The organism is Haloparvum sedimenti, assembly GCF_001462205.1.
GTDB lineage: Archaea > Halobacteriota > Halobacteria > Halobacteriales > Haloferacaceae > Haloparvum > Haloparvum sedimenti.
This window is the reverse complement of the sequence record NZ_LKIR01000116.1, coordinates 34,809-54,389: the sequence shown is the minus strand read 5'-3', so window position 1 is coordinate 54,389 and position 19,581 is coordinate 34,809. Positions and strand designations below refer to the sequence as shown.

The 19,581-nt window shown below is 70.8% G+C and carries 20 protein-coding genes; 9 read left to right on the top strand and 11 right to left on the bottom strand.

The window, feature by feature from the left end; genetic code table 11:
• Positions 1-326: 326 nt before the first annotated feature.
• From AN233_RS06725 to AN233_RS06705, 5 genes are all read right to left on the bottom strand, one after another.
• Positions 327-626 carry a DUF7573 domain-containing protein gene (locus tag AN233_RS06725; RefSeq protein WP_058366031.1) on the bottom strand — a complete coding sequence of 100 codons (300 nt, stop codon included), beginning with the start codon at positions 624-626 and terminating at the stop codon, positions 327-329.
• A gap of 6 nt (positions 627-632) precedes the next feature.
• Positions 633-2,342 carry a lysine--tRNA ligase gene (gene lysS / locus AN233_RS06720; protein WP_080508394.1) on the bottom strand — a complete coding sequence of 570 codons (1,710 nt, stop codon included), beginning with the start codon at positions 2,340-2,342 and terminating at the stop codon, positions 633-635.
• Complete coding sequence (gene pyrH / locus AN233_RS06715) at positions 2,343-3,062, bottom strand: UMP kinase (protein WP_058366030.1); 720 nt, start codon at positions 3,060-3,062, stop codon at positions 2,343-2,345.
• A gap of 106 nt (positions 3,063-3,168) precedes the next feature.
• A complete protein-coding gene (locus AN233_RS06710; protein WP_058366029.1) occupies positions 3,169-3,828 on the bottom strand; it encodes an HAD family hydrolase in 660 nt (219 codons plus the stop codon).
• Positions 3,829-3,934: 106 nt separating this feature from the next.
• On the bottom strand, positions 3,935-5,668 hold the full coding sequence (locus tag AN233_RS06705) for a Rieske (2Fe-2S) protein (protein WP_058366028.1): 1,734 nt from the start codon (positions 5,666-5,668) through the stop codon (positions 3,935-3,937).
• A 117-nt stretch (positions 5,669-5,785) separates the two neighbouring features.
• Here AN233_RS06705 and AN233_RS06700 point away from each other — a divergent pair, with 117 nt between their 5' ends.
• Together AN233_RS06700 and AN233_RS06695 are read left to right on the top strand one after the other, a co-directional pair.
• The gene (locus AN233_RS06700; RefSeq protein WP_058366027.1) at positions 5,786-6,715 is read left to right on the top strand and encodes a CehA/McbA family metallohydrolase; all 930 of its coding nucleotides are present in this window, start codon (positions 5,786-5,788) and stop codon (positions 6,713-6,715) included.
• A gap of 52 nt (positions 6,716-6,767) precedes the next feature.
• The gene (locus AN233_RS06695; RefSeq protein ID WP_058366026.1) at positions 6,768-7,598 is read left to right on the top strand and encodes an alpha/beta fold hydrolase; all 831 of its coding nucleotides are present in this window, start codon (positions 6,768-6,770) and stop codon (positions 7,596-7,598) included.
• A gap of 35 nt (positions 7,599-7,633) precedes the next feature.
• Here the strand turns inward: AN233_RS06695 and carA are convergent, their stop codons facing one another.
• Positions 7,634-8,695: a glutamine-hydrolyzing carbamoyl-phosphate synthase small subunit gene (carA, locus tag AN233_RS06690; protein WP_058366025.1), complete on the bottom strand. Its 1,062-nt coding sequence runs from the start codon at positions 8,693-8,695 to the stop codon at positions 7,634-7,636.
• Between the two features lie 160 nt (positions 8,696-8,855).
• Between carA and AN233_RS06685 the strand changes: the two genes are divergently transcribed.
• From AN233_RS06685 to AN233_RS06675, 3 genes are all read left to right on the top strand, one after another.
• Positions 8,856-11,330, top strand: a complete 2,475-nt coding sequence (locus AN233_RS06685) for a penicillin acylase family protein (RefSeq protein ID WP_058366024.1) — start codon at positions 8,856-8,858, stop codon at positions 11,328-11,330.
• On the top strand, positions 11,323-11,670 hold the full coding sequence (locus tag AN233_RS06680) for a hypothetical protein (RefSeq protein WP_058366023.1): 348 nt from the start codon (positions 11,323-11,325) through the stop codon (positions 11,668-11,670). The genes AN233_RS06685 and AN233_RS06680 overlap by 8 nt, the downstream gene beginning before the upstream one ends.
• Positions 11,671-11,796: 126 nt before the next feature.
• Positions 11,797-12,210, top strand: coding sequence for an Lrp/AsnC family transcriptional regulator (locus AN233_RS06675; protein ID WP_058366022.1), 414 nt, complete (start codon positions 11,797-11,799; stop codon positions 12,208-12,210).
• A 498-nt stretch (positions 12,211-12,708) separates the two neighbouring features.
• On the opposite strand, the gene AN233_RS06670 is transcribed toward AN233_RS06675, so the two are convergent.
• Positions 12,709-13,899, bottom strand: coding sequence for an amidohydrolase family protein (locus AN233_RS06670; RefSeq protein ID WP_058366021.1), 1,191 nt, complete (start codon positions 13,897-13,899; stop codon positions 12,709-12,711).
• 90 nt (positions 13,900-13,989) lie between these two features.
• Entirely contained in the window at positions 13,990-15,228 is a 1,239-nt protein-coding gene (locus tag AN233_RS06665) for a carboxylate--amine ligase (protein WP_058366020.1), read from the bottom strand.
• Between the two features lie 195 nt (positions 15,229-15,423).
• Between AN233_RS06665 and AN233_RS06660 the strand changes: the two genes are divergently transcribed.
• Positions 15,424-15,936: a DUF5813 family protein gene (locus AN233_RS06660; RefSeq protein WP_058366019.1), complete on the top strand. Its 513-nt coding sequence runs from the start codon at positions 15,424-15,426 to the stop codon at positions 15,934-15,936.
• Positions 15,937-16,142: 206 nt separating this feature from the next.
• Here AN233_RS06660 and AN233_RS06655 read toward each other — a convergent pair whose 3' ends face one another.
• Both AN233_RS06655 and AN233_RS06650 read right to left on the bottom strand, forming a co-directional pair.
• Positions 16,143-16,373 carry an Lrp/AsnC family transcriptional regulator gene (locus tag AN233_RS06655; RefSeq protein WP_058366018.1) on the bottom strand — a complete coding sequence of 77 codons (231 nt, stop codon included), beginning with the start codon at positions 16,371-16,373 and terminating at the stop codon, positions 16,143-16,145.
• Positions 16,373-17,065 (bottom strand): potassium channel family protein, encoded by a 693-nt coding sequence (locus AN233_RS06650; RefSeq protein WP_058366017.1) that lies wholly within the window; start codon positions 17,063-17,065, stop codon positions 16,373-16,375. The genes AN233_RS06655 and AN233_RS06650 overlap by 1 nt, the downstream gene beginning before the upstream one ends.
• A gap of 114 nt (positions 17,066-17,179) precedes the next feature.
• Here AN233_RS06650 and AN233_RS06645 point away from each other — a divergent pair, with 114 nt between their 5' ends.
• Positions 17,180-17,413: an Lrp/AsnC family transcriptional regulator gene (locus tag AN233_RS06645; RefSeq protein WP_058366016.1), complete on the top strand. Its 234-nt coding sequence runs from the start codon at positions 17,180-17,182 to the stop codon at positions 17,411-17,413.
• Between the two features lie 97 nt (positions 17,414-17,510).
• Entirely contained in the window at positions 17,511-17,831 is a 321-nt protein-coding gene (locus tag AN233_RS06640; RefSeq protein WP_058366015.1) for a hypothetical protein, read from the top strand.
• Positions 17,832-17,858: 27 nt separating this feature from the next.
• On the opposite strand, the gene tmk is transcribed toward AN233_RS06640, so the two are convergent.
• Positions 17,859-18,449: a dTMP kinase gene (gene tmk / locus AN233_RS06635; protein ID WP_058366014.1), complete on the bottom strand. Its 591-nt coding sequence runs from the start codon at positions 18,447-18,449 to the stop codon at positions 17,859-17,861.
• Between the two features lie 137 nt (positions 18,450-18,586).
• Here tmk and AN233_RS06630 point away from each other — a divergent pair, with 137 nt between their 5' ends.
• Positions 18,587-19,483, top strand: a complete 897-nt coding sequence (locus AN233_RS06630; RefSeq protein WP_058366013.1) for a complex I NDUFA9 subunit family protein — start codon at positions 18,587-18,589, stop codon at positions 19,481-19,483.
• The last annotated feature ends 98 nt before the right edge of the window (positions 19,484-19,581 follow it).

Sequence of the window (19,581 nt, the reverse complement as noted above, 5' to 3'; positions counted from 1 at the left end):
GTCTCGCGTGCGGTCTCCGTTCGGTGCGTCTCGCGTGCGGTCTCCGTTCGGTGCGTCTCGCGTGCGGTCTCCGTTCGGTGCGTCTCGCGTGCGGTCTCTGTTCGATACCGTTCTCGAGTCCTGTACGGCTCGCGGGAGCGGCTGCCGATTCCGTCCGTGTCCCCGTTCAGGGCAGTCGGCGGGCGGTGCGCGTGCGTCGTCCGTGTGTCGAGCGTCGGTTCAGTTGGGCACCACCTCTCGGTCTATGGTAACAACCCACACGACAAGAACTTTGTGGCGCCGGCTCGGAAAATCACAAGAGGATTGTCACGTTTGCGGGTGCCGACCTACCACGCCTTGCAGTCGGCACAGACACGATCGCCGTCGTCGAGCCACCGGCGCTCGACGGTCGCGCCGCAGCGCTCGCAGTCGGTGCCGCCCGTGGTCCAGTCGGCCGTCGGCGTCGCCGGGTCCGGGTCGGCGGCAGCACCGCCCGAGTCCGTATCGGTCCGTTCCGACTCCGAACCGTTCTCCGTCGACTCCGCGGGCGCGTCCGACGGCGAGGCGGACTCCTCGCCCGCCTCGTCAGTCTCGCCTGCCTCGCTCGCCTCGCCCGCGAAGTCGTCCAGCGAGCGGTCCTCGGGCACGATCGATCAGGCCTCCCGTCGCAGGCGGTCGACCACGAAATCGGTCTCCAGCTCGCCGAGGAACTCGCCGAGCCGCGGCCCCTGCGTCTCGTCGAAGAAGAGGCGATAACCGGCCGCGAAGAAGTCCGAGACCTCGATGTCGTGTCTGCGGGCGGTCTCGTACATCTCGCCCTGGATCGCCTCGCCGTCGTTGCCCGCCGCGACGAAGTCGGCGAGGTCGTCGAGCGCGGCCGCCACGTCCGCGTCGAACTCCGCCGCCGGGAGCTCCGTCTGCAGCCGGTAGTTGTACTCGTTGTCCATGCGCTCGGCCCACGCGCGGGCCTTCTCGACGCGTTTGAGCGCGTCCGCGACCGCCCAGTCGGGCGTGTCGTCGTCGAAGTGCCCCTCGTCGCGGGCCAGCTGCTCGCGGAAGTCGGGGTCCTCGACCATGCCGAGCACGGCCGCGAACGTGTACGGCAGCCGGACGCGCTCCTCGCGGACCTCCTCGACCACGAAGGGGTACGCGCGCTCAGCGAAGCGCGTCAGCTCCTCGTCGTCCACCTCGCCGAAGTAGGCGCGCTCGAAGCGGTCGAAGCGGTCGACGAGCTGGTCGAGCCGCTCCAGGTTCAGGTCGCGCGCCTTCTTCGGGTCGAGCGCGAAGAAGTAGCGTAACACCTCCGGCTCCAGCAGGTCGAGGATCTCCGGGACGGTGACGATGTTGCCCGCCGACGAGGAGAGCGCCTCGCCGTTCAGCGTGAACCACTCGTACACCATCGGCACCGGCGGCTCCACGTCGAGAACGTTCTCGGCGATGTCGACGCCGGAGGGCCACGACCCCTCGGCGTGGTCCTTGCCGAACGGCTCGAAGTCGACGCCGAGGACGCCCCACTGGCCGGGCCACTCGAAGCGCCACGGGAGCTTCCCCTCGCGGAACGTCGCGGTGCCCGCGTGGCCGCAGCCCTCGATCTCGTTGCCCCCCGCTTCCATCCCCGTGCACTCGTACTCGACCGTGCCGGCCTCGAGGTCGACCGCGGTCACCGTCTCCGTCACCTTGCCGCACTCCGCGCACACCGGGTTGAACGGGACGTACGTCTCGTCGACCTTGTCCTGGTACTGTCCCAGGACCTCTCGGGCGTCGTCGACGCGCTCGAGCGCCTTGCGGACCACCGGCTCGAAGGTGCCGTCCGCGTACAGGTCGGTGTTCGAGACCATCTCGACGGGGACGCCGAGCCGGTCGGCGTCCGCCTTGAGGAGCGACGCGAAGTGGGCCGCGTACGACTCCTTCTCGCCGAAGGGGTCCGGGATGTCCGTGTACGGCTTGCCGAGGTTCCGCCCGAGCGCGCCCGCGTCGACCTCGCCGAGACCGACGATGTTGCCATCCGGGTCCGCGAGCTTCCGGGGCACCTTCCGGAGCGGGTCCTTGTCGTCGGAGGTGAACACCTGCCGGACCTCGTGGCCGCGCTCGCGCAGGACCTCGGCGACGAAGTAGCCGCGGATGATCTCGTTGAAGTTGCCGAGGTGCGCGACGCCCGACGGCGAGACGCCCCCCTTGATCACGACCGGGTCGTCGGGGTCGCGCGCCGCCACGGCGTCCGCGACCGCGTCCGCCCAGAAGGCGTGGTGGGTCGGCTCGCCGTCGTCGGTCTCGTCGCCCGTTCCCGACTCGGCGTCGCCATCGTCGCCGCTCCCTCCGCCCGTCGACAGCGTGTGCGGGTCGCGGCGGTCGTCTGCGCTCATTTATTCCTCCTGTGCCCAGTCGGTCGGCTCGGCGGTCCCCTCCGGCACCACGTCGGTGCCGGTGTGCGTCCCGCGGAGGACCGCGTCCACCAGCACCTCGGGGTCGGTTCCGTCGAGCACGATCGACCGGATGCCGGCCCGGTCGATCAGCTTCGCCGCGAGCAGGTCGACCGGCGCGGACGCCCCCGCGTCCCGGCTCATGGGGACCACGATGTCGACCAGCTCCGCGGGCGACAGCGCCGCGTACTGCTCCGCGTTCGGGTTCTCGTTGGGGTCCGCGTCGTAGACGCCGTCGGCGCTCGTGGCGTACACGAGCAGGTCGGCGTCGACGGACTCCGCGAACGCGGCCGCCACCGCGTCGGTCGTCTGTCCGGGCATCACGCCGCCCATCACCGCCACCTCGCCGCGGCGGAGCGCGGCCGCCGCGTCGTCGTACTCCTCCGCCGGCGAGAGCGTGGCCCGCTGGCCCAGCGCCGCGATCAGCAGGCGGGCGTTGAGCCGCGTGACGCCGATTCCCAGCTTGTCGAGCTGGACCTCGTTGGCGCCCAGCTCGCGGGCGGCGCCGATGTAGTCACGGGCGACGCCGCCCCCGCCGACGACGACGCCGACCTCGCACCCCTCGTCGACCAGCGTCCGGATCGCGTCGGCGTGGTCCCCGACGCGGTCGGAATCGAGATCCGGCGCGAGCACGCTCCCGCCGACAGAAACGACGACTCTCATTACGGATGAGTTCCGCCGTCCCGCTCTTAAGGATTATCAAGCCCCGCCGAGCGTGACGGGCGGTTGCGGGACGGTGCGGGACGGTGCGGGAGCGACCTGGGCCGCCCTACCGCCGACCGCAGATGCTCAACAGGTCGTGGAGGTCCGCGACCTCGTAGGTGGGCTGCCGGCTCAGGTCGAAGTCGCGCCGGTGCGGTCGCCGGATAAATGCGGAGTCGACGCCCGCGTTGTCGGCCGCCTCGATGTCGGACTCGTTGTCGCCGACGAACAGCGCGGTGTCGGCCTCCAGGTCCTCCAGCGCACGTTCGATGTAGTACGGCGAGGGCTTCTTGCGCGAGAGGCTGGCGATCGTCGGCTCGCGGCCGTAGGCCGTCCCGAAGTGGCCGTCCAGCCCGAAGTGGTCGAGGAGGAAGTCCACCGTCGCCTGCTGGTTCGAGGAGACGACGCCGAGTTTGGCGTCGAACTCCCGGAGCACGTCCACGTCGTCGTAGGGCGTCTTGCGGCCGGACCGGGCGTCCCGGACCTGCGCCTCGCTGGCGACCCGGTCGCGGAGGGTCCAGAACTCGCCGGGGTCGAGGTCGTATCGCTCGCACAGCGAGGCCAGGTCGCCCGGCGTCACGCCCGCGGCCACGTCGTCGACGTGGGCCAGGTCCGGGTCCTCCACGCCGGCGCTCTCGAAGGCGTCCCAGGCGGCCTCGCGGAGCGTGTCGAACGGCGTCCGACCGACTAACACCCCGTCGTTGTCGAACACGACGGCGTCGTACATGGCCGTACGTCGGCGAGGCGCGCGGAAAAAGGTTTCACCGGCCGGGTCACCCCGATTCGGGCCGAAACGAGGCCGTGACGGGCGCCTCCGCACCGCGCTCCGCGCCCTACTCGTGGACTGCCTCGCCGCGGTGGAGCCGGGTGGCGATCGAGAAGGTCCCCTCGCGCTCGCGGCGGGTAGGGTAGTGGGCGGCCATGTAGCGCGCGAGCGCGACCAGGAGGAGGCGACGCTCTGCTGGGTCCTCGCGGCGGTCATACTGTGAGAACGCCGCCTCCAGCGCCTGAAACGTGTGGAAGTTCGTGTCCTCGATCAGCAGCGCGTTGCCGAGTTCGGCCTTGAGACGGTCGGGGTCGCCGCCCCCGTCGAGGTAGCGCGCGGTCGCCCGCGCCGCCGCGTCGACCTCGCCCTCCGTCTCGAAGCACAGCCGGAGGTCGGCCAGTGCCTCGTCGGGGTCGGCGTCGGGCGCCGGGTCCGGATACGGCGCCGGCGGCGTGTTGAGGAACCGGTCGAGGTAGACGTTCACGGCCGCGTCGACGACGCCGCGGTAGAGTTCGGGGGCGTCCACGCGCTCCGCCATCCGGTGGACGGCGTTTGCGTACGTGAACGTGTGGTGGACGGTGTTCCAGTCGACGAACTCGTTGCTCGTCCCGAACCGCGCGACCCGCGTCGCGGCCGCGTACGCCACGGCGCCCGCGAGCTGCTCGACGGTCGCGCCGTTCCGGATCGCGGTCTCCAGCGCGTCGAAGATCGGTTCCGGATCCGACCCACGGAGCGTCTCGGTGAAGTCGTCCGGCTCGGTCCATTCTTCGCCCTCCCCAGCCGCGACGAGGTCGTCGAGTCGGTCGAACAGGTCCTCGCACATGCCGGCGAGGTCGTCGGGGCGGCGCCACTCGGCCAGCTCCTCGCTGCGCTCGGCGCTCGTGAGGTTCTCCACGAGGCTCGACAGCACCGCGTCCGCCTCGTCCCAGCCGACGCGGTCGAGCGCCTCGGTCGCCTTGTTGAAGTGGTCGAACGCGTGGCCCGTCGAGAGGTAGCGGTGGTCGGTCGTGGCCGCGGCAACGATCTCCGCGAGCTCGGCGTCGTCGTGGCCGCACGCGACCGCGGTGCGCAGACACCGCTCGGCGCCGTCCGGGTCGCGGACCTCGACGCAGTCACGGAACCACTCCTTCAGCCGGTCGTAGGGGACCTCGCGGGTGTCGAACTCGTCCTCCTCGAACTTGGGCGGCTCGTCGGCGCAGTCGCTCGCCACCTCGGTCAGCCCCTGGTACATCGCGCGCTGGCGGTCCTGCGGGTCGAGGTCCGCCGCGACGTTCGACAGCGCCGTGAGGATGGTGAGCCCGGACGACCAGCCCCCCTGCCGGTACCGCGTGCCGAACGCGACGCCCGCCTCCAACTGCTCGGACACCGGCACGCCGGCGTCCGCCAGCCCGACCGCGGACTTCGCGATCACCAGCCGGATGTTTCGCTCGAGGCCGTCCTCCAGCCGCTCCCGCCAGTGTTCGGCCGGGGAACGGTCGCGCTCCGGGTTCGGGTTCACGTAAACGGTGCCGTCCTCGACCAGGGTGGGGTACGTCTCCACGTCGTCGGCCCACGGGTCGAAGGTGTTCCCGCAGGAGAGCTCGAAGCGCGCGTGGTGCCACTCGCAGGTGAGGATCCCCTCGTCGACGGTCCCCTCGGTGAGCGGGAACCCCATGTGCGGACACCGGTTGTTCACCGCGCGGACCTCGCCCTCGTGGTGGAACACCGCGATCGGCACGCCGTCGAGCGCGACCAGTTCGCGGCCCGACTCCCGCAGTTCGTCCAGTTCGACCGCCGCCTCGTGCGTCTCGGGAACACCCATGGTAATTAGTACCACGACCCGGGACATAACCGTTCCCTGAAGCGCGTTCTTGTAGGACGGATTATGAATCGGTGACCGGCGGACGACCTTATATATCCGACCGACGTAACGGGCCCCGTGCAGCGCGCCACCGTCCGCATCGACCCGCACGTCCACTCCGACGGCAGCTACGACGGCCATGAGCCGGTGGAGCTGATCTTGGAACACGCGGCGGACATCGGCCTGGACGCGGTGGTCATCACGGACCACGACACGATGAGCGAGTCGCTCCGCGCGGCCGAGCTGGCCCCGGAGTACGACCTGATCGGCATCCCCGGCGTGGAGGTGTCGACCGCCCACGGCCACCTGCTTGCGATCGGCGTCGAGGAGATGCCGCCCCACCGCGCCCCCTACGACGAGACGGTCGCGTGGATCCACGACCACGGCGGCGTCGCGGTCGTTCCCCATCCCTTCCAGCGGTCGCGGCACGGCGTCCGGCGCAGACACGTCCCGGTCCCGGGGGACGAAGCGGACGGGCCGGCAGGAGACGCCGCCGACGGGGACGGCGACGCCGACGCGGAGTCCCCCGACATGGACGCCGAGTCCCCCGACCGCGTTCCCCCGCGACGCGGCGTCGACGCCGTCGAGGTGTTCAACGCGTGGCTGTTCACGGGCTACCGCAACCGCAAGGCGCGGCGGTTCGCGACGGTCCACGACCTGCCGGGCGTCGCCGCCAGCGACGCCCACACGCTCCAGTACGTCGGTCGCGCGTTCACCGAAGTGGAAGTCGAGGGCGCGGCGTCCGCGGCCGAGGTGACCGCCGCCGACGTGCTCGACGCGATCCGCGCGGGCTCGACCACCGTCAGCGGAAAGCGCGCGCCCGTTCCGATGGCGGCGCGTCACTACGCCATCGCGGCCGCTCGCAAGTCGGGCTACTACGCGAAGACGGGCGCGGTCAAAAGCGCCGCGACCGCGAAGTGGGCGGCGTTCAGCGCCGCCTCGACGGCTCGCGTGGGCGCGCTCCAGGGTGCTCACCGGCTCGCGCGGATCGCAGCGTGGTTCCGCTGACCGCCGCCGGAGATCACAACCCCATTTATCGGTCGACGCGAAGCGCCGGCCGATGCCCTCCACGACGGACCCACGGCGGACGCTCGCGACCGACACGTGCTCACTCCCCGACGGCCGCACGCTCGCGTACGCCACCTGCGGCGCGCAGGACGGCGCCCCGGTGATAGCCCACCACGGCACTCCCGGGTCGCGGCTGTTCGCCGCGCTGTTCGACGAGGCGGCCACCGCGGCGGACGTCCGACTGATCGTCCCCGACCGACCGGGAGCGGGCCGCTCGTCGCCGCCGCCGAGCGATTGGACGTGGCACGACTGGGGCGCAGACCTGACGGCGCTTCGCGAGGCCGCGTCGATCGACCGCGCGGCCGTCCTCGGGTTCTCCGGCGGCGGTCCCTTCGCGGTCGCGGCGGCGGAGCGCGACTGGGTGACCCGACTCGGGCTGGTCAGCACCGTCGTCCCGCCGGCCGACAACGGGCTCGCCACGCTCTCCCGGATCCCGTACGCGATCCCCCTTCTCTTCCGGTGCTCCGCCGCGGTCGCCCGGGTGGTGGGGCCGGACGCCGTCGTCGGCCAGTACACCGACCGCGACGTGCCGGAGCCGACCGCCGCGGCCGTCGCGACCGACTTCCACGAGGCGCTGCGGCAGGGACCGGGCGTCGTCGCTCGCGAGACGCGAGCGTTCGGCGACCGCTCGCTCGATCCCGACCGACCGAGCTGTCCCGTCCGAGCGTGGCACGGGACGCGCGACGAGAACACGCCGATCGGCCCGGCGCGGGAGTTCGTCGAGGCGGCGGGCGGCCGACTCGTCACGTCCGAGACCGACCACCTCGGGACGCTCCTCGACCGCCGTCGGGACGCGCTCGCGTGGCTCGGCGGGGAAGAATAGTGGAGGAATAGCCGCCGGAAGCGGACCGACCGCGTTCAGTCGGCCGTGACGGGCGAGCGCGAGGTCGCCAGGTCCAGCACGTCGTCGAAGAAGTCGAGGCTGTCGTTCGGGCCGGGGTTGGCCTCGGGGTGATACTGGCGCGTGATGATGTCGAGGTCCTCGCTGTCGAGCCCCTCGGGGGTGTCGTCGTTGACGTTCACCTGCGTCACCTCCAGCGGACCGGGGTCCGCGACCGTGTAGCCGTGGTTCTGGGTCGTCATCACGACGCGGTTCGTCTCCAGGTCGCGGACGGGCTGGTTGACGCCGCGGTGGCCGAACGCCATCTTCTCCGTCGACCCGCCGAGCGCCGAGGCGACGATCTGCTGGCCGAGGCAGATGCCCGCAAGCGGCACGTCGCCGGCGAACGCCTCCGCGACCGTCTGTGCGGCCTCGAAGTTCTCCGGATCGCCCGGCCCGTTCGAGACGAACACGACATCGGGATTCACGGCCGAAACCGCCTCGGGCGTCGCGTCGTACGGGAGCACGTGCACGTCCGCGCCGCGGGCGGTGAGGTTCTCGATGATCGAGCCCTTCGCGCCGCAGTCCAGCAGCGCGACGGTGTAGTCGCCGCCGCCGTCGTGGACTTCGGGTTCGTCGACCGACACCTCCGCGCCGATGTCGGTGTGGTCGCTCATCGGGACGCACGCCTCCATCTCCGCGACCGCGTCCTCCGGCGTCGCGTCCTCGCCCGCCGCGATGCCGCACGCCATCGCGCCCTCTTCGCGGACGCTCGTCACGATCTCGCGGGTGTCGAGGTGGTCGATCGCCGGGACGCCCTCGCTCGCCAGCCAGTCGGCCACGTCGTCCGTGAACTCACGGGCGATGGCGGCGCTCGGCTGCACGTGGTCGGACTCGAACCGCTCGTCTCGGACGCCGTAGTTCCCGATCAGCGGGTAGGAGAAGGTGAGCACCTGCTGCGCGTAGGAGGGGTCGGTGAGCGACTCCTCGTACCCCGTATACGCGGTCGTGAACACCAGTTCGCCGCGGGTCTGCCCCGGAGCACGCGCGCGCGCCTCGAACACGCGGCCGTCCTCCAGCGCGAGGTAGGCGTCCGTCATTACGAGATACGTACGGAGGAAGCGTAATAAGTGCGTCGTTCGAAGTAGAGTTACGATATTCGTAACCGGCTGCGGAGACGGTCGGCGCTGCGTCAGAGACGACCGAGAGAGCCCCCACGACCGGAGGTACGCTTAACACATCACCAACCGTGTGAGAGTTGTGACCGATCTAGGAGACGGACCCTCCACGACGCGGCGCGGTCTGATCGGCGCGATCATCGGCGGGACCGCCGCCGCCGGGACCCTCTCGCCCGTGGCGGGCTACCTGCGCGCGTTCGCTCCGCTCTCGGGCTCCGCGTGGGGCGATCCGCCGGCCGACGGAACCGTCGCAAGCCCGCACGGCCCGGCGACCGTCCGGATCGACGAGGAAGCAGTCCCCCACGTCGCGGCCGACGACGAGCTCGCGGCGGCGTACGCCACCGGCTACGCGCAGGCGACACACCGGCTGTTCCAGCTCGACCTCCAGCGGCGCGTGATGCGCGGTCGCCTCTCGGAGGTCGTGGGCCCCGCGACGCTCGGCTCCGACGAGTTCCACGTCCGCATGGACTTCGTCCGCGCGGCCGAGGCGTCGTGGGATCGGATCCGCGACACGCCCGCCGGCGACGCCGTCGGCGCCTACGCTGACGGGGTCAACGCCCGCATGAAGGAGGGAGACCTCCCCGTCGAGTTCCGGCTGCTCGACTACGAGCCCGTGCCGTGGACTCCCGTCGACACGATGCTGATGGAGAAACAGATCGCGTGGGCGCTGACCGGGAGCTTCCGAAGCCTCCGCCGGGCCGCGCTCCGCGACGCCCTCGGCGAGGCGGCGGTCGCTGAACTGTTCCCGCAACGCTACGACCACGACTCGCCGATCCTCCGGGACGCTGAACCCGAGGGGGACGAGTCTCGGCGCGTCGGACTGCGAGACGAGACGCGACCCGACGCGCCGCCCGCGGCCGACGTGGACCCGGACCTCGCTTCGTGGCTCTCGGGGTTCGAGTCGCCGCCAGGGTTCGGATCGAACTCGTGGGTCGTCTCCGGGGCCCACACCGCCTCCGGAGATCCGCTGCTCGCCAACGATCCCCACCTGAGTCTACAGGCGCCGCCGGTGTGGTACGAACAGCACGTCACCACGCCGGAGTCGGACGTGCGCGGCGTCACGTTCCCGGGCGTCCCCTTCGTCGTCATCGGTGCCAGCGACCGCTGCGCGTGGGGGTTCACCAACCCGGGCAGTGACCAGCTCGACTGCTACACCTACGAGACGCGCGGGGAGGTGGCGGTCGAGGACGACATGACCGACTCGGACACGGTCCCCGCGGAGTACAGATGCGGCGACGAGTGGCGCGCGTTCGAGACGGAGACCGCGACGATCCCGGTCGCGGGCGCAGCGGACCGGACGGTCGCGGTCAGAAAATCCGTCCACGGTCCCGTCCTCGACCGGGAGGGCCGAGAAGTGGGTATCGCGTGGACCGGCCTGGTCGGCTCGGGGGTCACGACCGCGATCAGGGAGTTCCCGCGCGCGGAGACGGTCGCCGAGATCGACGCGGCGTCGCGCTCGTTCGACTCGTTCAGCCAGTGCCTGGTCGCGGCCGACGCCGACGGCGGCACCCTGTTTCGCGTCACCGGCCGCGTTCCGATCCGAGAGACCGGCGGCGAGCCGGTCCGCGGCGACCGCGTCCACGACGGATCCGCGCGGGAGGGCGAGTGGCCCGGCTACGAGCCCTACGACCCGGACCCCGACTGGTCCGGAGCCATCCCCTTCGAGGAGATGCCGGCCCGCGAGGACCCCGACCTGCTGGCGACCGCCAACCAGCGGATCGTCGACGACGACGCCTACCCCTACTACCTCGCGGAGGGGTACTCGACGCCGTGGCGCGGGATCCGCGTTTACGACCGGCTGGACGCGGCGGTCGCGGCGGAGACACCCCTCACGCTCGGCGACATGGCGAGCGTCCAGCGCGACGTCCGCGACGGTCGCGCGGGTCGGCTGGTCCCCCTCGTGGTGGACGCCGTCGCGGCGGCCGACGGCGACTCGGACCCTGCCCTCCGCGAGGCGGCCGCGACCCTCGAGGACTGGGACCGGCGAATGACCCGCGACTCGGAGGCGGCCCTGCTGTTCGACCGCCTGATCGCGGCCTACCGAGACCGCGTCTTCGCCGACCGGTTCGCGGCCGCGGGCCTCGACGAGGGCGATTGGCCGACCGACTGGGTCCTCGTCGGCCTCGATCCGGACGGGGACTGGCTCGGTGGGCGGTCCCGGGACGCCCTGCTGCGCGAGAGCCTCGCGGTTGCCGTCGATCGCGTGACGGCGGAGCGAGAGGCGGGCGAGGCGACGACATACGGCGACGTGAACTCCACCGCCGCGATCCGGCACCCCTTCGGGCAGTCGTTCCTGAACTACCCCGCGTACCCGACGGACGGCTCGCCGGCCACGCTGTTCAACTACCGTCGCGAGTCGTCGGCCGGGTCGAGCTGGCGCATGCTCTGGTCGCCCGACGAGGCGCGCGCGATCCTTCCCGGAGGCAACTCCGGTCGGCCCTTTTCGAACGGCTACGCGAGCCAGCTGAAGCGCTGGGCGGACGGCGAGTACAAACCCCTCCGGCTGGAGCCGACGGGCGAGGTGCAGTTCCGGTTCGCGGAGGCCGACAATGCGTGATCGGCGCGCCGGGGCGGCCGCGGACCGGCGCTCGCGGGTCACCCTCGTCCGGGCCGTCGCGTTCGCGGGAACGGGCGCGGTCGCGGTGGCGCTCGCGACGCTGCACCCACTCGGGATCCTGCTCGGCGCTGGCGCGTGGGGCCTGCTCGCGCCGACCCTCCGGCGCGGCGTGGCGTACGGCGCCGCGTTCTCGCTCGTCGTCCTCGCGGCGTTCGCGCTGTCGCTGTCGGGGAGCGGCGACCTCGCTCCGCTGCTGGGCGCCGGTCCGCTGGCGGCCGCCCCGGTCGCGATAGCGGTCGCCCTCGGGGTCGTCGGGGGGCTGGCGCGCGGGCTCCGGTGAGGAGCGACGGTTCGAGAAGCGACGCGTTGCTACGAAGATCGCACCGGAAAACCCATTTTGCCGCGTTGTTCGAAGAGCTGTTACGATATTCGTAACGAGTAAGTGGCGGGGGGCGTACACTCGGGCATGGACGACCTCGACCGGCAGATCCTCTCGATCCTCCGACGGGACGCGCGAACTCCCTACACGGAGATCGCCGAGCGTGTGGGCACCTCCGAGGGGACCGTGCGGAACCGCGTGGACCGGATGACTGAGGAGGGGGTCATCGAGCGGTTCACGGTGACGACGCGAACGGGGAACGTGAAGGCGATGATCGAGATCTCGGTGCAGATGAACGTCGACACGAGCGCGGTCGGCGAGCGCATGACCGACTGGGCGGAGGTCGACTTCGTCTGGCAGGTCTCCGGCGAGGAGGACATCGTGCTGATCGTCGACGCGGTCGACACCCGCGCCGTCAACGACCTGATCTCACAGGCCCGCGAGATGGAAGAGGTCAAGTCGACGAAGACGCGGCTGATCCTCGACGAGCGACTCGGCTGATCCTCGACGAGTAACCAGGCGGTCTCGGGGAGTGATTCGGGGAGAGACCGTGAGTTGTCACTCACGAGCCACCACTTATCGGCGGTGGCGCGCGCGAGGAACGCGCGCGAGGGAGGCGGTGGCGCGGCCGCCTGCTGTGCGGTTTCGCGGCCGCGCCACCGCCGAGGCTGGGGAGGTGCGAGGCTGCCGTGCGGTTGCGGGGCGGTTGCAGGGCGGTTGCGGGGTGGTTGCGGGGTGGTTGCGGGGCGGAGCGGGTAGGACTGAAAGAGGAAGCCGGCTGGGACTTTCGAGATGTTGCCGTCTTACGTAGCGGGATCCCCGACAGACACGGAACCGTATTCGACAGCAGACACGGAACCGTATGAGGGGGCTGTCGAGAGCGCTCCAGACGGTGTCACGGCCCGGATCAGCGACATCGGCGTCCGGGCGAGAAAACCCACGCAGCGGACGCCCGGAGCCCACCGAGTACGACCGCGCCGATCTATCAGGGGCGCCGACCTACCAGGCGTATTCTTCCCGCGGGTCGACCGCGTCCCGCTCGCGGTCGAAGACGTGCTCGCCGTCGACGAAGACGTGCTGGGTCCGGCTGCCGTTCTCGTGGAAGATGCCGTCCCAGACCGCCACGTCCGCGTCGGTCCCCTCCTCGAGCGTGCCGACGCGGTCGTCGATGCCGAGGATCTCCGCTGGCACCCGAGTTACGGCCTCCAGCGCCGCGCCCTCGGGGAATCCCTCGCGGACCGCGAGCCCGACGCAGACGTCGAGGTGGTGCTGCGGGACCACGGGCGCGTCTGTCTGGATGGCCACGTCGACGCCGGCCTCGTGGAGGAGCGCGGGTGTCTCGAAGGTGATGTTCCGGAGCTCGTACTTCGCACCGGAGTAGAGCGACGGGCCGACGACCGCGGGCACGTCGCGCTTCGCGAACTCCTCGGCGATCAGGTGCCCCTCGGTGGCGTGCTCGATGGAGAGGTTCTCGATCCCGAACTCCTCGGCGATCCGGAAGACCGTCATGATGTCGTCGGAGCGGTGGGCGTGGACCCGGAGCGGGAGTCCTTCCGTGAGCACGCGGGAGAGGTTCTCCATGCCGAGGTCGCGCTCGAAGGGCTCGCCCTCGTTGCGCGCGTGCTCGCGGCGGTCGACGTAGTCCTCCGCGTCCATCAGCGCCTGCCGGAGTGTCGCCGCGACGCCCGGCCGCGTCGAGGGCTGACGGCCCTGTTCCTCGCCGTGGAAGCGCTTCGGGTTCTCGCCCATCGCCGCCTTCATGCCGTCCTCGCGGATCAGCATCTCGTCGGCGGTCCGGCCGTACGTCTTCATCGAGCAGATGACGCCGCCGACGACGTTGCCCGACCCCATCCGCGCGGAGACCGACGTGACACCGTTCTGGAAGGCGTGTTTGAGCTCCTCGTCGCGCGGGTGGAAGCCGTCGAGCGCGGAGACGTGCGGCGTCACCGCGTCGGTTCCCTCGTTGACGTCGCCGTCCTCCGGTTCGCCCCACTCGGCCATGCCGGCGTGGCTGTGCGCGTCGACCAGTCCGGGCGTGACGTGGGCGCCGTCCACGTCGATCTCGGTCGCGTCCGCGGTGGCGTCCACGTCGCCGACCGCTGCGATCTCGCCGTCCGCGATCAGGAGGTCGCCCTCGATCGTGCCGGCCTCGGTCGCCGTGTGGATCAGTCCGTTCGTCAGGAGATACATACCCAACCCTGCCGGGCGGGGGCACAAAGCGTTCCGGTCGGGGACGACGCGGCCCGGATCGTTTCTCGGAAGCGCGTCCCCACCGCCGCCTCAACAGGAGCAGTAGTACTCGCGGTCGGTGAACTCCGTCTCGATCAGCTTCGCTGCCGGATCGGGGTCGGAGGGACGGTAGACGCCCGTCGTGAGCGCGCCGGATTCCTCGAACGCACCGGACAAAAGCGACGCCCAGTCGGTCGTCGAGAGGATGTCCCAGAAGGCGTCGTCGGTGGCCAGCAGCGAGAGGTAGTCGCGCAGGTAGACCCAGCGCGCGTCCTCGATCCCCTCGGACTCGTAGGTCGCGTCGGTGACCGCCGCGTACGCCGCCATCGGGAGGTTCGCGCCCGCGGCGACCGGCATGGAGATCCACTTCCACGGCCGCGTGTTCACGTCGAGCAGGAGGTACTCCTCGCGGTCGGCGTCGTAGACGTACTCCGCCTCGCTGATGCCGTAGTAGCCCGCCTCGTCGAGCACCGAGAGCGCGCGCTCGCGCAGGGTGGGGTCCTCGACGCGCTCAACCAGACACGAGGTGCCGAACGATTGGGGGTAGCGCACCCGAGCGTTGCCGACGACCGCGAGCGCGTCCTCAACCCCCGAGGGCGGGACGTACGACGCCAGCGAGCGGTCCTCGCCGGTCGCGACGTTCACCCGTTTCTGTGCCATCACCTCGATCTCCTCAGCGTCGGCCGCCTCGACGACGTCCGCGAACTCCTCGCGGTCCGCGACCTCGATCACGTTCGTGCCGAACGCCTCCTCGAACTCGCGTTTGAGCGCCGGCTTGACGACGAGCGGGAAGCCGAGCGTCTCGGCGGCCTCGTCGACGCTCGTCTCCGAGAGCCGGTGCGTCTCCGGGTACGGAACGCCGAGTTCCTCGCACGTCGCGTACAGCTCCGATTTGTCGAGGACCGCGTCGAGCACGTCGGACTCCGCGAACGGGAGTCTCACTCCCTCCGGCTCCGCGGCCGCGTACGACAGCGCCCACTCGTCCATGCAGCCGAACGCGACGACCTCGCGGCCGACCGCGTCGACGACCGCCTCCACGTCCTCGCGGAAGCCGTCGAGGTCCTCCAGCGGGAACGTCACCTCGCCGGCGAAGTCGATCGCGTCCGACGGCGGCGCGACGCCGTCGCCGTTCCTGTCCAGCGCGATCACGGGGACGCCGTGCTCGGAGAGCGCCCGGGCGACGCTCAGGCCGGTGATGTGCGCGTTGCTGACGAGCGCCGGCGGTCGGTCGAAGGTGACCCCCTCCAGCTCCTCGCGGAGGGCCGCCGTCGAGAGAAACTCCTCTGCCATGGGCGGTGTTGGCCGGCGGCGCTCAAAAGCGCACCAGATCCGGATGCCCCTGCCACCGTCGGTGACGGCCCGTAGGTGCGTCGCCGGGCGCCCCCGGTCGCGACCCGTGCCGCCGCTGGCAGGTCCGACCGCGTCGCTCGCGGTCGCCCTCTCCCGACGCAACGCCCTTTTGAGCGCGGACGCCCTTCTCCGGGTATGAGCGACACGACGGACGCCCCCGACCGCGCTCGGCGGGCCTTCTCGGATCACGGCTCCTTCGAGGCGGCCGGTGAGGGCGACCGCTACGTCTCCACGAGCACCGCGTTCGACGGCGTCGTGACGCCGGCTGCGGCTGAGGACGGGCAGCTCCGCTTCGACGTGACCGTCACCGTGCCGACGCTCGGTGCGGCCGCGACCGAGGGCGTCGCCGACGTCGTCGAGGACGGCTGGTTCGACGCGTTCGAGCGGCGCGTCGTCGACGTTGGCGGGGTCACTCGCAAATCGCGCGAGTTCGATGTGGACGTGACGCGGCACGAGGAGACGGTGGTCGTGGAGACGTCGCTGGTCGACATCAACGAGCGGCGGGGCGTCGACGACGCGGCGGCCGTCATCGACTTCGTCGAAGGGACCTACGTGCAGGGGATCGTTCCGGGCTACGAGTACGAGGGGCCGGCGGCGTCGCTGCTGTCGAAGGCGCGCCGGCAGGGGAAGTCCGGCGGCGTGCCGTAGGGCCGCGAGAGCAGTGGCGAACAGGCGGCGGAACGTCCCGCGTCTCCGCGGTGCGGTGGCTCCGGGTCGGGCCGCCGCGCGACCGCCTCGTTCGACCCGGGCGAACGGTCAGAGCACGCGCCGTCTGGCGCGGCATGGGTCAAAAGGGTACGCCGAGCCGGTGGCGTCGGAAGGAGGGACCACACCCGCGTTCGGGCGAGGCGCGGTCAGTCCATCGCGATGTACGTCTGCGTGTTCTCGACGCCGCTGATGCCCTGAATGCCGGTCGCGGCCACCTCCTTGACCGCGCCCGGCGAGTCCACGTTCACCTTCACGACGAAGTCCACGTCGCCCGCGACGACGTGGACCTCCTCGACGCCGTCGAGGTCGCTCATCGCCGCCTTGAGCCGGTCAGCCTCGCCGGTGTTCACCTTCACCATCACGTAGGCGACGACCATCAGGCCTCACCTCCCGTCACCGAGGTGACCGCGTCCGCGTCGCCGACGAGGAGCTGGCGCACCTCGTCCAGCACGGAGAAGTCCGCGAGGACGGCCACGCGGTCGCCGACCTCCAGCGAGTCGTCCGCGAGCGGCACGCCGAGCGGGTCCTCTCCCTTCCCGAACGCGAGGATCCGCGCCTCAGAGGGCAGCGCGACCTCCGAAAGCGTGTAGCCGGCCATCGGCGACTGGTCGGTGACGGTGAACAGGAGCACCTGCAGGCTCTGGGCGATGTCGGCGATCGCCTGCACGTTGCCGCCGAGCAGGGCGTTCTTCGCGCCGATGGCGCCGAGCCGCTCGGGGTAGACTATCTCGTCCACGTCGGAGGCGTACTTCTGGTAAATCTCCTCGCGGTAGTCCTCGTCGATGCGCATCACGGTCCGGCAGCCGTGGTGCTTCCCGATCATGCAGGCGGCGAAGTTGACGTTGAGGTCTCCCGTGAGCGCGCCGAGCGCGTCCGCCTCGTCGATCCCTGCGCTCTCCAGCGTGTCCTCGCGGGCGCCGTCGCCGACCACCACCTCGAAGCCCGCCGACTCCGCTCGCTCGGCGGTCTCGGGGTCGAACTCGACGACGGTGACCTCGTGGTCCTCCTCGCGCAGGACCCGCGCGGTACGGAGGCCGACCCGCCCGGCTCCGACGATGACGTACTTCATGAAGTGTGCTAACGACCCCCTCGACAATAACCGTGTCCCCGGCGGTCCGGAGTTCCGCCGACGCGAGGCCCCCGATGGGGGAACGTTTTTGAGCATTGTGAGAGAAGGACACACATGGTTCACGCGTACGTACTGGTCAAGGCGGACGTGGGCGCGGCCGCCGATCTCGTGGAGACGATCCGGGGGATCGACGCGGTCGCGGAGGCGCACGTCGTCGCGGGCGACTGGGACCTGATCGCGGAGGTCGACGCGCCCGAGGTGTACGACGTGCTCTCGGCGGTCTCGGAGCAGATCGGGCGCCTCGACGGCGTCGTGGACACGAAGACGTACGTCTCGATGGAGGAGTGAGCGGACCGGGGGACCGGCGCGAAGTGACCAACGCGGGAGAACGAGATCGGCGTGGCGAAGCCGACAGGGAGAAATGCACCGCGCCCGTAACCCGCACATGGCCTCGGTGCTTCAGGTCGTCCTCCTTGTCGGGCTCGTGGCGGCGCACGCGCTCGCCGCCGCGGTGATGACCCGCTTCTTCCGACTGCAGCTGGAGACCGACTGGGGGACGGCGATATACGCCGTGACGCTCGTTCCGATCGTGTTGCTCGTGTCCACGCTGGTCTTCACGGGCCCGTTCGGGATCGGCGTCGATCTGGGGAGCTCGGGCGCCGTCTTCGCGATCCTGGTGTTCATCCCCGGGGCGCTGGGCGCGGCCGTGGACTTCCTCTACGTCGAGCCGCCGGAGGAGTACGAGCTGCCCGACGTGGAGTCGTAGTCCCCGACAGTTTCGGCTGCCCTGCGCCTACTCGTCCCCGAGGGCGTCGTCGACCACGCGCTCGACGCGCTCAATGACTTCTTCGGGCGACCGCGTGGCGTCGACGCGAACGAACCGGCCCGGCTCCGCCTTGATCAGTCGCTCGTAGTTGGCCTGCACCGTCGAGAGGTACTCGCGCTGCTCGAACTTGTTCGTCGCACCCGACCGCTCGGCCGCGCGCTTCGCGTCGAGATCGAGATAGATAGTCAGGTCCGGTTTCCGAGAGAACGCCTGATGGATGCCGCGGATGTACTCCAGCGGGCGCTCGATCCCCGACTCCGCGAGCGACGCCGCCTGGTACGCGAACCGCGAGTCGGAGTAGCGGTCCGAGACCACCAGCTTCCCATCCGCGAGCGCCGGCCGGACCGTCTCGGAGAGGTGGGCGGCGTGGTCGGCGGTGTAGAGGAACAGCTCCGCGAGGGGGTCGGCCGCGTCGTCCTCGATCGAGCGGTAGACCGCCTCACCGTACCACGTGTCCGTCGGCTCGCGGGTGAACACCGCCTCCGGATGCGAGGCGTGAAGCGCCTCCCACACCGTAGTCTTCCCGCTCCCGTCGAGGCCCTCCAGCGTGATCAGCATATCCGTCTCTCGCGGGGCAGCCCCCATAATCGGGTCGGTTCGGCGATCGCTTGCGGGTCAGTTCGGCGATCGCTTGCGGGTCGGTTCGGTGGCCGTCCCGCGGTAGGTTTACGGCGAGTCCGCCACAACGTGAGCGCATGCAGGTGCTCGTCGCCGGCGGCACGGGATTCATCGGGTCGTACCTCTGTCGCGAACTCCGCGACCGGGGCCACGAAGTGACCGCCCTCGCGCGCTCGGGGGAGGGAGCGCCCGAGGGCATCGAGATCGCGGTCGGCGACGTGACCGACCGCGAGACGCTCGACGAGGCGGTCGCCGGCCACGACGCGGTGGTGAACCTCGTCGCCCTCTCGCCGCTGTTCGAGCCGTCGGGCGGCAACGAGATGCACGACCGCGTTCACCGCGCCGGGACGGAGAACCTCATCCGCGCGGCCGAGGAGGCGGGCGCCGACCGCTTCCTCCAGATGAGCGCGCTGGGGGCGGACCCGGACGGCGACACCGCCTACATCCGGGCGAAGGGGGCGGCCGAGACCGCCGTCCGCGCGAGCGACCTCGACTGGACGATCTTCCGGCCGTCGGTGGTGTTCGGTGACGGCGGCGAGTTCGTCTCGTTCACCACGCGGCTGAAGGAGATGTTCGCGCCCGGCGTCCCGGTGTACCCGCTCCCGGGCGGCGGTCGCACCCGGTTCCAGCCCATCCACGTCGAGGACCTCGTCCCGGTCCTCGCGGACGGGTTAGAGGGCGACGAGCACGTCGGCGAGACGTACGAGGTGGGCGGTCCGGAGCGGCTGACGCTGCGGGAGGTCACGGACCTCGTCTACGAAGCCGAGGGGAAGAGTATCAGCATCCTCCCGCTCCCGATGCCGATGGCCAAACTCGGTCTGACGGTGCTCGGAGCGATCCCCGGGTTCCCGATGGGTCCCGATCAGTACCGATCGCTGAAGTTCGATAACACGACCGACGACAACGACATCGGCGCCTTCGGCGTCGACGAGGACGACCTCACGACGCTCGGCGAGTACCTCGGCGTCGCGTAGCGAGACCGGCCGGTCCGTTGACCGTTCGTCGCCGGACGACCGCACACCGCACGCCGCGCGCCCGTCAGACAACCGCACGTGATCGGAGCGTGATCCTC

Bases quoted from the DNA above. Each gene is read 5' to 3' on its own strand.
- AN233_RS06640 (WP_058366015.1), top strand. From the start codon at position 17,511: ATGGCCTCGGTGCTTCAGGTCGTCCTCCTTGTCGGGCTCGTGGCGGCG.
- AN233_RS06680 (WP_058366023.1), top strand. From the start codon at position 11,323: ATGCGTGATCGGCGCGCCGGGGCGGCCGCGGACCGGCGCTCGCGGGTC.
- AN233_RS06710 (WP_058366029.1), bottom strand. From the start codon at position 3,828: ATGTACGACGCCGTCGTGTTCGACAACGACGGGGTGTTAGTCGGTCGG.
- AN233_RS06665 (WP_058366020.1), bottom strand. From the start codon at position 15,228: ATGGCAGAGGAGTTTCTCTCGACGGCGGCCCTCCGCGAGGAGCTGGAG.
- AN233_RS06660 (WP_058366019.1), top strand. From the start codon at position 15,424: ATGAGCGACACGACGGACGCCCCCGACCGCGCTCGGCGGGCCTTCTCG.
- AN233_RS06705 (WP_058366028.1), bottom strand. From the start codon at position 5,668: ATGGGTGTTCCCGAGACGCACGAGGCGGCGGTCGAACTGGACGAACTG.
- pyrH (WP_058366030.1), bottom strand. From the start codon at position 3,062: ATGAGAGTCGTCGTTTCTGTCGGCGGGAGCGTGCTCGCGCCGGATCTC.
- AN233_RS06655 (WP_058366018.1), bottom strand. From the start codon at position 16,373: ATGGTCGTCGCCTACGTGATGGTGAAGGTGAACACCGGCGAGGCTGAC.
- carA (WP_058366025.1), bottom strand. From the start codon at position 8,695: ATGACGGACGCCTACCTCGCGCTGGAGGACGGCCGCGTGTTCGAGGCG.
- lysS (WP_080508394.1), bottom strand. From the start codon at position 2,342: ATGAGCGCAGACGACCGCCGCGACCCGCACACGCTGTCGACGGGCGGA.
- AN233_RS06630 (WP_058366013.1), top strand. From the start codon at position 18,587: ATGCAGGTGCTCGTCGCCGGCGGCACGGGATTCATCGGGTCGTACCTC.
- AN233_RS06650 (WP_058366017.1), bottom strand. From the start codon at position 17,065: ATGAAGTACGTCATCGTCGGAGCCGGGCGGGTCGGCCTCCGTACCGCG.
- AN233_RS06645 (WP_058366016.1), top strand. From the start codon at position 17,180: ATGGTTCACGCGTACGTACTGGTCAAGGCGGACGTGGGCGCGGCCGCC.
- AN233_RS06695 (WP_058366026.1), top strand. From the start codon at position 6,768: ATGCCCTCCACGACGGACCCACGGCGGACGCTCGCGACCGACACGTGC.
- AN233_RS06675 (WP_058366022.1), top strand. From the start codon at position 11,797: ATGGACGACCTCGACCGGCAGATCCTCTCGATCCTCCGACGGGACGCG.
- tmk (WP_058366014.1), bottom strand. From the start codon at position 18,449: ATGCTGATCACGCTGGAGGGCCTCGACGGGAGCGGGAAGACTACGGTG.
- AN233_RS06670 (WP_058366021.1), bottom strand. From the start codon at position 13,899: ATGTATCTCCTGACGAACGGACTGATCCACACGGCGACCGAGGCCGGC.